The organism is Faecalibacter bovis (assembly GCF_017948305.1).
In the GTDB taxonomy this organism is placed as follows: Bacteria; Bacteroidota; Bacteroidia; order Flavobacteriales; family Weeksellaceae; genus Empedobacter; species Empedobacter bovis.
The window spans coordinates 317,191-330,796 of the sequence record NZ_CP072842.1; the positions used below are offsets into that span (position 1 = coordinate 317,191).

The 13,606-nt window shown below is 30.4% G+C and carries 16 protein-coding genes; 8 read left to right on the forward strand and 8 right to left on the reverse strand.

Going from position 1 to position 13,606, the window contains the following annotated elements:
* Positions 1-10: 10 nt before the first annotated feature.
* The 7 genes from J9309_RS01590 (at position 11) to J9309_RS01620 (ending at position 4,177) form a co-directional block, all read left to right on the forward strand.
* Positions 11-508, forward strand: coding sequence for a hypothetical protein (locus J9309_RS01590; RefSeq protein ID WP_230476709.1), 498 nt, complete (start codon positions 11-13; stop codon positions 506-508).
* Positions 508-867 (forward strand): hypothetical protein, encoded by a 360-nt coding sequence (locus J9309_RS01595; RefSeq protein WP_230476710.1) that lies wholly within the window; start codon positions 508-510, stop codon positions 865-867. Before J9309_RS01590 ends, J9309_RS01595 begins: the two co-directional genes overlap by 1 nt.
* 11 nt (positions 868-878) lie before the next feature.
* Entirely contained in the window at positions 879-1,265 is a 387-nt protein-coding gene (locus J9309_RS01600; RefSeq protein ID WP_230476711.1) for a hypothetical protein, read from the forward strand.
* 331 nt (positions 1,266-1,596) lie between these two features.
* Complete coding sequence (locus J9309_RS01605) at positions 1,597-2,043, forward strand: lysozyme (protein WP_230476712.1); 447 nt, start codon at positions 1,597-1,599, stop codon at positions 2,041-2,043.
* Positions 2,018-2,578 (forward strand): hypothetical protein, encoded by a 561-nt coding sequence (locus tag J9309_RS01610; protein WP_230476713.1) that lies wholly within the window; start codon positions 2,018-2,020, stop codon positions 2,576-2,578. Before J9309_RS01605 ends, J9309_RS01610 begins: the two co-directional genes overlap by 26 nt.
* Positions 2,579-2,715: 137 nt before the next feature.
* Positions 2,716-3,447 carry a Mom family adenine methylcarbamoylation protein gene (locus tag J9309_RS01615; RefSeq protein WP_230476714.1) on the forward strand — a complete coding sequence of 244 codons (732 nt, stop codon included), beginning with the start codon at positions 2,716-2,718 and terminating at the stop codon, positions 3,445-3,447.
* A 103-nt stretch (positions 3,448-3,550) separates the two neighbouring features.
* A complete protein-coding gene (locus J9309_RS01620) occupies positions 3,551-4,177 on the forward strand; it encodes a hypothetical protein (protein WP_230476715.1) in 627 nt (208 codons plus the stop codon).
* Between the two features lie 244 nt (positions 4,178-4,421).
* Here J9309_RS01620 and J9309_RS01625 read toward each other — a convergent pair whose 3' ends face one another.
* The 8 genes from J9309_RS01625 to J9309_RS01660 form a co-directional block, all read right to left on the reverse strand.
* Positions 4,422-4,889: an ABC transporter ATPase gene (locus tag J9309_RS01625; RefSeq protein ID WP_230476716.1), complete on the reverse strand. Its 468-nt coding sequence runs from the start codon at positions 4,887-4,889 to the stop codon at positions 4,422-4,424.
* A 42-nt stretch (positions 4,890-4,931) separates the two neighbouring features.
* The gene (locus J9309_RS01630; protein ID WP_230476717.1) at positions 4,932-5,120 is read right to left on the reverse strand and encodes a cold-shock protein; all 189 of its coding nucleotides are present in this window, start codon (positions 5,118-5,120) and stop codon (positions 4,932-4,934) included.
* Between the two features lie 21 nt (positions 5,121-5,141).
* On the reverse strand, positions 5,142-5,561 hold the full coding sequence (locus J9309_RS01635; protein ID WP_230476718.1) for a cold-shock protein: 420 nt from the start codon (positions 5,559-5,561) through the stop codon (positions 5,142-5,144).
* Positions 5,562-5,870: 309 nt separating this feature from the next.
* Entirely contained in the window at positions 5,871-6,662 is a 792-nt protein-coding gene (locus J9309_RS01640) for a (Fe-S)-binding protein (RefSeq protein ID WP_230476719.1), read from the reverse strand.
* Between the two features lie 39 nt (positions 6,663-6,701).
* The gene (locus J9309_RS01645; protein ID WP_230476720.1) at positions 6,702-7,136 is read right to left on the reverse strand and encodes an LNS2 domain-containing protein; all 435 of its coding nucleotides are present in this window, start codon (positions 7,134-7,136) and stop codon (positions 6,702-6,704) included.
* A gap of 67 nt (positions 7,137-7,203) precedes the next feature.
* A complete protein-coding gene (locus tag J9309_RS01650; protein WP_230477832.1) occupies positions 7,204-8,529 on the reverse strand; it encodes a (Fe-S)-binding protein in 1,326 nt (441 codons plus the stop codon).
* A gap of 40 nt (positions 8,530-8,569) precedes the next feature.
* Complete coding sequence (locus J9309_RS01655; protein ID WP_230476721.1) at positions 8,570-9,451, reverse strand: MlaD family protein; 882 nt, start codon at positions 9,449-9,451, stop codon at positions 8,570-8,572.
* Between the two features lie 145 nt (positions 9,452-9,596).
* Positions 9,597-10,889: an N-acetylmuramoyl-L-alanine amidase family protein gene (locus tag J9309_RS01660; protein WP_230476722.1), complete on the reverse strand. Its 1,293-nt coding sequence runs from the start codon at positions 10,887-10,889 to the stop codon at positions 9,597-9,599.
* Between the two features lie 117 nt (positions 10,890-11,006).
* Here J9309_RS01660 and J9309_RS01665 point away from each other — a divergent pair, with 117 nt between their 5' ends.
* A complete protein-coding gene (locus J9309_RS01665; RefSeq protein ID WP_230476723.1) occupies positions 11,007-13,592 on the forward strand; it encodes a putative LPS assembly protein LptD in 2,586 nt (861 codons plus the stop codon).
* The last annotated feature ends 14 nt before the right edge of the window (positions 13,593-13,606 follow it).

Sequence of the window (13,606 nt, forward strand, 5' to 3'; positions counted from 1 at the left end):
ATTTTTAAATATGAGAAGAGAACAAATTATACCGCAGGAAGATCAACAATTGATAGCTGCAATAGAGAACACAAAATTACAGTTGGTTGAATTACCATTGCCTGATATGGTAGATAATCCTAATTACCGACAAGTAATTCGTGTACAAGATGTAATTATCAATCTTTCGGAAGGTTATTTTAAAGCAATTCCTAAACGAATATTGATTCATAAAATAACTGGAGCTGCAATGGATTTGAATCTTAAAGTTCCAAACTTAGAACGTTTTAAATATGATATCGCAGCCTTGGTAGATGCTAATGGAACTCGCAAGTTGTATGAAACCAACTATTACAACGAAGAAGACGAATTAGTGGAAACTAAGCAAGAACCAAAACATGTAAATTGTGTACAGTACTTAACTTTTTTAAGTTCAGTTCAAGCATTACCACAATTATTCACTGCATTTATCCAGCAATATATTGATGATGAACAAGCTGTTGATCCGTTAATCTTTACCAAGTTATAATGAAAAATCTATTGCTTGTATTAGTGGCTTTAACGCTGTTTGTGTTGTTGGAACCATTCTCCTTTGTTTACGTCAATTTCGTAAAAAAGAAATTCAATTGGAAACGTTTGTTTGATTATTGGAGAAGTATGGCTGTAGATATAGATCGCTTTGGCAATCATCAATACAGATCATTGTTTAATCACATTTTTATTCAACAAGACGGCTATCAGTTTGGAAATTTCAAAGAAACGGTTTCATCAGCATTAGGGAAAAATCAACACTTTGGGAAATTAACGAAGACAGGTAAACTCTTAGTTTCTATTCTTGATTTTATCGATGAAAATCATTGCTTAAAGTCTATCAATTGGGAAATTTAAACAAATTATATATGAAAAATTTTATTAAGCGATTTCAACACGTTTTAAGTGTATTCTATCATTCACATCTTACTGAGAAAAGGCCAGGAGTAAAATACGAAGGAAAGCAATTTGATGATACTTTAAGTAGATCTTTATTAGCCCACTTTGCAGGACGTTTTACAGTTGCAATTTTCTTCTTGATTATTACAGGAGGTTTGTCGAATTCTGATGGATATCCATTATTATCTTTGGTTGTTATGTGGTTTTTCACTGATATTTTCGGAGCAATGCTAGGTGCTGTAATTATACCAGCAAAATCAAGAGATAAATATGCACGAGGTTGCTGGCTTCCATTGATAGGAATCTTAACGGTATGCTTATTTGAAAAATATGATACTTCTAAATTGGCTCAATAAAAACATTGACAAAATTGCTCATGAAAGTCTGAGTAATTTGATTTGTTGGATCATCTTCATCCCAAGCTTTTTTATTATTCAATTTTGGGCAATCTTACCAGCTATAATTATCTCATTCATAGTTGGGTTAAAAAAGGAAAAGAAAGATCTAAAATTTGATCAAAAAGATATGCTAGCAAATGGCATTGGTATTTTGCGTTTTTGCATTCAAATAGGCGTGGTAAGCTTACTATTCAGTAGGTTTTAAAAATCATTTAAACAGTATTTAAAAATCAATTAAAAGTTGTGTAAAACTACACGATCAGGATAAACTCATTTTAAAAATTAAGGTATGAACACAGGAAAAAAAGGCCTTGCGTTAATCAAAAAATATGAAGGATTTAAATCAAAACCTTATTTAGATCCAATTGGTATTCCAACAATTGGTTACGGAGCTACTTATTATCCAAATAAGAAGAAAGTAACAATGAAGGATAAAGCAATCTCAGAACAAGAAGCTTCAAGCTTATTAGTGGAGATGTTGAAGGTTTATGAAAGACAGGTGTCTTTGTTAGTTCGTAAACCAGTTAATCAAAATCAATTTGATGCACTTGTTTCATTTTGCTACAATTTAGGCGCAACGAATCTTTCTAAGTCTACATTACTAAAAAAAGTAAATGCTAATCCAAATGATAAAACAATCGCTAATGAGTTTGTTAAATGGAATAAGGCAGGCGGTAAAGTGTTGAATGGTTTAACTAAACGAAGAAAGGATGAGGCAGCTTTGTATTTTTCTTAGTATAGTGTTTTTTCTCTTTGCCTGTGCAGTAAAGCGTAAGACAAAGGAAGTGGAACGGATTGAAATTAAAACCGAAAATCAAATCCGAAATGATTCTTCTGCAGATATAAAAATAGAGCATTCATCGCATGACTTTTTAAGTAACTATTCATCCAATGAAAGTTTGCTTTCAAAGCTTGGATTAGTATTTAACGGTAAATCTAATGAAGATAAAGGCTCGTTTTCTATTCAAGAAACTGATAAAGGGTTGCAGGTTGATATACAAGGAGCCTTGCAAATGGCTTTAGATAAAACGCATTCAAAGGATGAAACCTTTACAAAAGCTGAAGCAATTAAATTGTTTGATAGTATCATAAAAGCTAATCTTCAGCAAAATAAAACGGAACGATCCGAGCAGTTATTGGATAGCTTCAAAAGTGATACACAAAAAGAAAAAACAGATATAAGCTTTTGGATATATGCAGTAATAGGATCAGTCCTCGTTGTTGGGACAGCAATTTATGTTGCAATTAAACAACTAAAAGGAGGTAAATAAAAGTCCTTCAACTATTTAAAAACTTCTCACGGATTTTAAATTTAGCACCAAAGCCACCGTTGGAGGACAGTAATGTCTTCTTAATGGTGGCTTTGCTATTTAATAAATCCGTGAGAGCTACAAATGTAATAAAGAAAATGGAAAAAATCATAGAAACAAAGAATTTAGGTAAACTAATAATTAAACAAATTGATAAACAAACAGCTAAAGAACTTATTATTAAAAATCATTATTCTCACAAGTGGAATGATGGTGGATTTGGAGTGTATAATTTTGGGGTTTATAGCTATGATAACCCTGATAAATGCTTAGGATGTGCTGTATATGGTTACATGAAAAATGTTAAAGCAAAACTTATATCTCATCCAAATCCTAATGCTTGGATGATTGAATTAAATCGTATGTGGATTGATGATACCTTAGGAAAGAATGCTGAAAGCTTATTGATTGCACATTCCATTAAAATGATTAAACTATTAGATAAAAACATAGTTGCTATACAATCATTTGCTGATGGGCGTTTAGGTTGTGGAACCATCTATAAGGCTTCTAATTTTAAGTATTTTGGATATCATTATACTAAGTTTCTTAAACATAAAGAAACTGGAGAAATATCACATGAACAAAACTTTACAAACAGTACATCTAAAAAGAGATTTATAAGAAGTAATATTGGCTTTATACTTCAAGATTGGGAGATATTCAGGGTTAAAACATACCGATACATCTATCCATTGGATAAAAAAGTAAAGATTAGATTTAAAGAAGAACCTTATCCAATGTATGAAAAAGGTCAAGAAACTGTAGAATGGAAAAGAAACATCCCTCTAATTAAGCAAAGGCTTAAGGCCTTAATTGATGAAATGTAAAATCCCAATTACTATATAAAGATAGTGATTATTAGCGAGTTTGCAAAATATTTACACTTCAAAATGCATATATTTTATGTATTATTGTGTTAAAATTTATGATATGAAGTATTTATTTTTATTGATTCCTATAATAGCATTTTCAAATCCTAAAACAATAGATTATCAGGAACAAATAAACCAATTAAAAGTAGAAAACGTTAAGCTAGAAGCTAAGTTAGAAGCTTTAAATGATGCAAATGATAAAATATTGAATACTATCTATTGGACGATTGGAACAGTATTTACGGTGTATTTTGGTTTTAATTTGGTGAATTTTATTAAGTCAAATAGAGATAATAGTAAGGCATTAAAAGATTTAGAAACAAAATCTTTAAAGAAGGTAACTGAATTAGCTAATAGTAATTTACAAAGCTTTAATGGTAGAATATCATCAAGTATTGGCCAATTAAAAGATGACTTAAAAATATCTCTTACAGATTATCATCCAGATTCAGCTGTTTTAAAAGATCCTCAAAATATAATTTTATATATTGTTGCTACTAAAGTTGGAAGTGCTGGAAAAGCGTTATCTACATTAGATAATTACTTGAATGATCTTAAAAATAAAAATGAGACCTTAAAAGATGAATACAAATATGAACTAATTGATATTTTAAAGACATTTTACACTGAAGAATATTTAAGAGACCGTGTTGAAGATTTAATAATTAAATTGAAGGAATTATAATATATTTTAAACCCTGTTTAAGCATAAGTTAAACAGGGTTTAAATTTTGCGAAAAGTTTTGCGATTTTATATGAAAACTTGTTTTAAAAAAATGCATTTTTGGTTTCGCGGATTATAACATCCTTTGTTTTTCATTTTAAATAAATATTTGTTACAGTAAATTTAATTTTTTTTCAATAATAATATAGCAAAAATAAAGCCGCACTTAGATAGTACGGCTTCAGTCGATAAAAACTGTATATTATTAGCTTAATAACGTATTAGCCCAACTTTTTTCAATAGGTAAAACCCAACTTGATTTATAGTCAGCTAAATTAGAAATTCCGTTATTAAAGACTTTAATATTATTGTAAAGACCTTCTTTTACTTTTGATTTAAAAGTAGGTAATTTTTCAATCTTAATATTTTCATTTTCTTCAAAAGCGATTAACATTCTGTTTAAAAACTCAAAATTATATTCAGAATCTAATTCACGAATAATTTTTGTTAATTTATCAATAGAACATCCACTTGCTGAGGCCTGTTTTTCATCAACACCAACAACAATAAATTGATCGTAAGGTAAATCAAAATCGGCTAAAAGAGCAGCTCCATGAGCATTCCAATCAGCGATAAAATTTTTTAACTTTGCTGTTATAATATCTTTTTCTTCAGAAGAGAATTTACGATTGGCTTGAAAAATCCAAATTCTTGAATCGTCTGCTAAATTCATCGTATAAATTTTTAAATATTAAGACAAAGATAAGAAGGTTTCTTATTTTAACTTCACATTAGTAGCCATTAAACCTTTTTTACCGTTTTCTAATTTGTAAACGATTTGGTCACCTTCGCTAACTCTATCAATTAATCCAGTTACGTGTACGAATACATCTTCACCGTTAGCATTTGTAATAAATCCAAATCCTTTTTCTTCGTTAAAAAACTTTACTGTTCCTTCTTGCATGTTATTTATTTATTAAATTATTTATCTTTTTGATATTTGTGTTGCTTTAAACCCTTTTTCGGTTAAAACTTTTTTGAAAGATACATTATCTCCAACTTTTAATTGTTCTCTTGATTCTTTAAAGTGAAAGAAAATTTTATCTGTAGTATTTAATACTTTAATAAAACCAAAACCTTTAGCATCGTTATAGTTGTCAACTACACCTTCTATAAAAATTTCTTTAACTTCTAATCTTTCGTTGTTTTTAAGATCAGCTTCTTTGTCTTGTAAATGTGGTGGAACATCTGTAAAGTTTCCTAATACATCTACATAAACAATCATCTCTTCTAAAGATTTTCCTTTATTGTTGTTTTCTTTACGTTGCTCTCTTTTATTTAATTTTTCAAGTCTTTTAAGAACTTTCTTTTTATCTTTTTCTTTCTTTGAAGTAGATTCTGCCATAACTATTTTATTATTAATGAATATTAATATTCAAGACATTTGAAATTTAGATTCTAATAATAAAAGCTATAAGAAGAACTTATAAATAAATTTTAGAAGTACAGAAATTAATGAAAATTGACTAGGTCAAATGATAAATTAAAAAAAGTATTGAAGAATAAATCTTCTAAATCTCAAGCCGAAATTGCCTTAAATATTTTGCAAAGATAAGCAAATATATTTAATTGAAATTATTGTATATTATCTTTAACAAAATTAAATAAAAAACCATCTCTGATGAGATGGTTTTTTATTGTATCTATGATTTAATTATAAATCTTTAGCTTCCATGATTAATTCGGCTAAATCCTTTACCATAACTTTTGATTCTTGCTCGAAGTGTTTCACTCCGTCCGTCATCATTGTATTACAAAAAGGACAACCTGTTGCAATGATTTGAGGTTTTTCTTCTAAAGCTTCCTCTGTTCTTTCGATGTTAATGTCTTTGTCCCCTTTTTCAGGTTCTTTAAACATTTGTGCACCTCCAGCACCGCAACATAATCCACGTGTACGACAACGTTTCATTTCTACTAACTCAGCATCTAATTTTTCAATTAAAGTACGTGGCGCTTCATAAACGTCGTTTCCACGGCCTAAATAACATGGATCATGGAAAGTTATTCTTTTACCTTTGAAAGTTTCTGAACCTTCAAGTTTCAGTTTTCCAGCGTCTATTAACTGTTGTAAATATTGTGAATGGTGCAATACTTCGTAATTTCCACCCAATGATGGATATTCATTTTTTAAAGTATTAAAACAGTGCGGACAAGTTGTAACGATTTTTTTAACATCGTATGCATTTAACACTTCGATGTTCATCATTGCTTGCATTTGGAAAACAAATTCGTTTCCTGCACGTTTTGCTGGATCTCCTGTACAAGACTCTTCAGTCCCTAAAACAGCAAATTCAACACCAATATTATTTAATATTTTTACAAATGCTCTTGTAATTTTTTTAGCTCTATCATCAAAACTTCCGGCACAACCTACCCAGAATAAAACTTCTGGTTGTTTACCTTCGGCCATGTATTGAGCCATTGTTTTAACAGTTATATTTGACATAGTTTTTTGTAGTCTTTTTTGTTTTTTTTGAATCTTTAATTAAGAATCGTGATTTCCATCATCAAAAACTTCGATGGAAACAGTTTTCTCAACTAAATCTGTAAATTTACCATTGTAACGAGTTGCTCTAACTAAGTGGTTATCTACCCAATGGTAATTTCCTCCGCGAGGTTTTCCCATTATTAAGCCATGATATTTAAAACCATGTTTTGCTAACCAAATTTCTGTATACTCTCGGTGATCTTCAGTTCTTGACGTAAAAAATGTAATAATGTGACCTTCGTCGTACCATTTGTTTAATGTTTCTAAAGCATCTGGATAAAGAGCTGCAGTTAACATTCGTTCTGGTTCTTCATTTGGAATATCATCGCAGATAGTCCCATCAATATCAATTAAATAATTTTTTACGTGCTCTGGTAAAATTGGGCTTACTTTTTCTCCGTTTTCGATTTTTTCCTTTAAGAAATCTTCCATTGTGTGTGTATGTTTGTTATTTGTGTTAATTAATAGATTTGGAGTAAAAGCACAACTTCATCAGGACTTATTCATCTGCCCAGTTTAAACGATCGGCATTATTAAACTGCCATGGAGCACCATTATTTTCAACATTAGTCATCATCATATTTAACTCATTAGGAGCTGCAGATTGTTCCATTACTAGGTAACGTCTTAAATCTACAATAATTGATAATGGATCAATGTTTACTGGACAAGCTTGTGTACATGCATTACAAGATGTACAAGCCCATAATTCTTCTGGAGTGATGTAATCATTAACTAATGATTTACCATCGTCCACGAATTTACCGTTTGTGTCAATGTTTTTACTTACTTCCTCAATACGATCACGCGTATCCATCATAATTTTACGAGGAGATAATTTTTTCCCTGTTAAATTCGCTGGACATTCCGATGTACAACGTCCACATTCTGTACAAGTGTAAGCGTTTAATAATTGAACTTGATTTAAATCAAAAATATCTTTAGCACCAAAAGTTTCTGGTTCACCTGCTGGTTCTGCAGGTGCTGCGAATGGATCTGCATTTGGATCCATCATCAACTTAACTTCATTTGTAACGGATTCTAAATTTGTGAACTCTGCTTTAGGCTCTAATTTAGAAAACCATGTATTTGGGAAGGCTAATATGATATGTAAATGTTTCGAATAATATAAATAGTTTAAGAAGAAGAAAATTCCAATTACGTGAAACCACCAAGCTCCTCTTTCAACAATTGTTAAGAAAGTTATATCATTAAACGAACTTAAAATAGGTGCAGTTAACCAAGAAGAAATTGGAAATGAACCTGCTTTCACATAATGTTCAGCTCCTAATTGTTGTAAGACTTGGTCAGCTCCATTCATTGTTAATAAAGCAAACATAAATGCAACTTCCATAAATAAGATGTAATTCGCATCTTCTTTAGGGAAATCTTTCATTTCTGGTTTCCAGAAACGTTGTACTTTAATAACATTACGACGAATCCAGAAAATAATACATGATACTAAAACTCCGAAAGCTAAAATTTCGAAAAATCCAATCATTGCATCGTAAAATCCTCCCATGAAACTTAATACACGGTGTGTACCAAATAATCCGTCGATGATAATTTCAATTACTTCAATATTTATTAGTAAAAAACCAACGTACACGATTATATGTAAAAATCCTGCAACTGGTCTTACTGTCATTTTTCCTTGTCCTAAAGCTACTTTTGACATGGTAGCCCAACGTTCCGATGGATTATCGAAACGATCAATCTTTTTTCCAAGCTTGATATTACGAATGATTTTCTTCACATTTTGTGAAAAGAACCATAACGAACCAATCATTATCAGAGCAAAGATTACATTTGGAATGTAATTCATCATTTAATTTATTTTTTTTGTGAGTTTTGAGGTGTTGATTTTAGTTTTGAATTGGTTGTTTTTTGCCAAAAACAGAAATATTTACATATCTGCTCGGATTTTTCTTTAAATCCTCTACTAACACGTTCATATTTTTGATTGTAGCTTGTAATTCATTTGCAATATCGTCTTCTTTGGCCAATTTTCCTAAAGTTCCTTTTCCTTTATTGATATCATCCAATAAAATTGTAAGATTTTTAGAAGCATCTTCAAAGTTTTTGATTGTTTTCTCTAGCTCCATTGAATTGATTTTATCAGCAGTTTTACCGAATTTTTCAATTGTTGCTTTTGTAGAAGCTAAAGTTGTATTAGCATTATCTAATGTTTTAGTAATTGTCTTTTCATTAGATGCAATTAAATTGTTTGCCGAATTAGATGTTTTTTCGATTGACTTTGCTGTTGCATCAAATGAAGAAACTGTGTTGTTTAAATTTTTTAATAAAACTTTTAAATTTTGTTTATTTTCTTCATCTAACATAGAATCTACGCCTGCTAAAGTCTTATTTAAAGTAATTAAAACTGAATCAATTTTAGTTTGAGTCGGTCCTAATTGTTCTTGGAAACCAGCTAATAATCCGCCAGCTACACGACCTGGTAAATAATCACCACTTTCCGCAATATCTTTTCCGTAGTCTAAAATAAGTCGAACTTCTGGTCCAGACATAATTCCTGGTTCGTAGATTTCAGCAACAGTATTTTTAGAAAATTCTACATCTTTTTCAACTGAAATTAAAACTTCGAAATGAATTGGTTGTTTATCTTCAATAATTTTAATTTCTTCTACACGACCAACTCTAAGTCCGTTAATCGATACTGGCTTTGATGGTGCTAGTCCACTAACATTATCAAATTTAACTTTGAACACTCTTCCTGAAGTGAACATATTTTTACCTTTTAAAAAATTAAATAAGATAAAAAAGCTTATTAATGTTAATAATACTACGACACCTATTTTGGCTTCTTTTGAAATCTTCACGTTATGTATGTTTCTGCAAAAATAATTAATATTTATCTAGAATTAATCAATATTACATAGGTTCTTCACCATTGAATGTAACTATGAATGCATTTCTAAATCCTTTTTTCTGTACTGATTCTAATGTTTTTTGTGCAGTATCCAGAGTTTTATCTGTTCCGTAATAATAATTAAAGACACCACCACTCTTCACTCTCAACACATTAGACAATCCATTGAATCGATCATCGCGATCTTTATATTTTTTGTTAGATGACATAAATAATACGCGATAATTTTTTTGACCTTCTAATTTCTTATTCAAATCAAACTCTACAATTTCAGCTCTATTAAATCCTTTTCTTTTTACAGAATTTAATAATTCATCTGCACGAGATTGTAAATTTGTACTACCATAATAATAAATATATTTAGTACCATCTTGCACAATCTCTACATCAGTTAATCCTTTTAATTGTGGAGCTGTAACTGTATATTTTAAAGTTGTTTCTAAAAATTTAATTTTTAAAATTTTACCTTCTAATGGTTTTTCTACTGGTTTTGGTTTTGGCTTTTCCTCTTCAGCATTAATCCCCGAACGACGATCAAACTCTCTTTTGAATTCTTTAAAAGCTTTATACAAAGATTCAGAAGAAGCTTGTTTACCTTCGTTAGATGCTAAATATGTTCCTTCTTCCTGATTAGATATAAAACCTAACTCGACTAAAACCGAAGGAGAAGCATTTCCTCTTAAAACGTGGAAATTTGCTTGTTTTACACCTCTACTGTGACGACCTTGCTCTTTAGAAAATTTAGTTTCGACTAAATCAGCAAAACGAATAGATTGCTCTTTGTAAGCAGCATTCATAATTTCGAAAGCAATTACAGCTTCAGGATCTTTTGGGTTAAACTTTTCGTATCGCGTTTGATCTTTCTCTAAAAAGATAACAGAGTTTTCAGCTCTTGAAACCTCATCTGTTTCGCTCATTCGATTTAAACCCATCACGAAAGTTTCAGTTCCGTAAGCAGAAGTATTTTTGGCTGCATTACAGTGTACCGAAATAAATAAGTTTGCTTTATTATCGTTAGAGATTCTAGTTCTTTCATACAATTCTAAGAAAACATCGGTTTTTCTTGTATATACTACTTTAACATCTGGATGATTTTTTTCAATCATCGATCCAAATCTTAAAACAACATCTAATGCGATATTTTTCTCTAAATCAGCCACTCCTCTAGCTCCAGCATCCTTTCCACCGTGTCCGGCATCTAACACAACAACAAAATTTGTCTTTTTTTGTGCAAATGAAACTGAAGAAAAAAGCAACATCATAGCAAAAAATAGATACTTTTGTATGTTAATCATTTTTAATCTCATACTGTAGGATTGTTTTTTTGATTAATTTTGACGCAATTTATAAAAAATAAGTTTTTCAATTTGTTTACAAACGCATTAAAATCCATATTATTTTTAAGTCCGGCTATGGTTTGTACTATAACTTTTGGCCAGACAACTGAAAATAATACAAATAAAGATAACTCTAAAATAATTACTGATACAATAAAATTAGATACTGTAATTAATGTAAAGAAAGAAAAATTAGAGTTTATCGTGGATAGGGAGTCTGAAGACGAAAGACATGATCTTAAAAAACGTACATCATATTTTTTACGCAATGCTCGCGTAACATATGGTGATATGTCTATATACGCTGATTATATTGAATTAAATTGGAATACTGGTGATGTATATGCCGAAGGAAAAAGAGATTCAATCGGTCAGATAATTGAACCTACGAAATTTATTCAAGGTCAACAAGAATTTACACAAGATGCATTTAAAGTCAATTTTAAAACTAAAGTTGGTATAGCATATAATGTACGTATGACCGAAGGAGAAGGTGTTATTACAGCAGACAAAGTAAAGCGTGTAAACGACTCTATTATGTATTTGAATAAAGCTGAATACACAACGGATAGTTATTTTAAAGATGGTAAAACGCCAGACAGAGATTATTTTATTCGCACTTCGCCTGGAAAACTTATTAATAATGGCGAAAATAAAACATTAATTGCAGGTCCTACCCAAATGTTTATTTACGACATTCCTACTCCTTTAGTAGCTCCTTTTGCGTACATTCCTTTGGGAAGCAAGAGATCTGCAGGGATATTAATGCCTAAACCTGGTGAAAGATCTGATTTAGGATTTTTTGTTGAAGGAATTGGATTATATGTTCCTATTGGAGAATATTGGGATATCAAATTAACCGGAGATATTTATACAAAAGGATCTTGGGGATTAAGAACTGACAGTAACTATAAAAAGAACTATAGATATAACGGAGGCTTTTCGGCAAGTTTTGAAAAAAGAATTACAGGGATTAAAGGTTTAACTTCTGGTAATAATGCTTTTGATAAAAATGACCTATTTCGTGTAACTTGGAGACATCAACAAGATCCAAAATCAAATCCGTACACAAATTTTAATGCTAATGTAAATTTCTCTAGTTCGAAATTTTATCAAAATTCGATTAACACACAGTTTATTCAAAATAATCAAGTTTATACTAATAATATAAACTCATCTATTACATTGAATAAGAAATTTAAAGATTCTCCATTCTCTGCAACTTTAAGTATGAATCATTCACAACAAATGAATCAGAATTCAAGTACAGCGAACGAATCATCACCACTAAATAATATTACGTTAACTGCGCCAAGTTTAAATGTTAATATGTCGCGTATTTATCCTTTTGCTCCAAAAGCTGGCGCTAAAAAAGGATTAATACAGAATTTAGGTGTTGATTATACTTTAAGAGGTGCAAACGAAATTAGAACCAACGATAAAGATATTTTCACCAAAACAATGTGGGAAGAACAATCTCGTATTGGTGCAAACCAAAGAATGAATTTAACATCTGGTGTAACTTTATTTAATTATTTCCCTTTTAGTTTTTCATCTTCTTATAACGAAGTATGGAGTGATCGTAAAATCCAAAAATCTTTCAATCCATTAAACCAAAGAACTTCTGATGAAGTTATCAAAGGATTTAATGCTTATCGAACATTTAATGTATCTGCAAACATTTCAACAAATATTTATGGTACATTTATAAACACAAACAAAGATGCTAAAATACAAGGGATTCGCCATGTATTAAGCCCTATGGTTGGATATTCTTTCAATCCAAATTTCCAAAATCCATCTTGGGGATATTATAAATCTTACGAAGGTGCTAATATGGAAGAAATTTGGTACAATCAGTATGAGCAAGCTTTATACGGTGTTGCAATTCCTCAGTTATCGAATAGTTTAACTTTCAGTTTACTGAATAATTTAGAAATGAAAGTAAAAGACGAGAAAGATCCTAAAGGTGTGAAGAAAGTTAAAATCTTCGAATCTTTAAATTTCTCGACTGCCTATAATTTCTCAGCAACAAGTTTTAGACTTGCACCTATTACAATGTCTGGTAATACAAGTTTCTTAGACAGAAAAGTAAACGTACAATTTTCAGGTCAATTAAACCCTTATAAAATTGCTTTCGAACCAGGGAAAGATGCTGGAAAATATATTGATGAATTAGAATTACCGCGTTTATCAAATTTCCAAGTTGGTACAGGATATACTTTCGATAATTCTACATTTGGTGGAAAAAAATTCGACGAAAAAAATTACTCTAAACGAGGAAGTGTTCGAGATGAAAATTTTTATTACGACGACCAAAATTATGCACATTATGCAATCCCATGGAGTGTTAGCGCTAACTTAGCTTACTCTTATAATAAAGGTGCAAATAGAACTGGAAGAAGTACAGGAACAGTAAATTTAAACGGAACTATTAAACCTACTCCATATTGGGACATCTCTGCAACGACAACTTATGATTTCATCGAAAATGAATTTACGATGTTAAATCTTAACTTTGAAAGAGATTTACGAAGCTTTAAAATGTCGTTCAATTGGGTTCCTATGGGTCGATATAAATATTATGGTTTTATGATTCAAATAAAATCATCTATATTGAGTGACTTAAAATATAACGATAGATCACGATCTATATTTTAAAAAATATTAACATT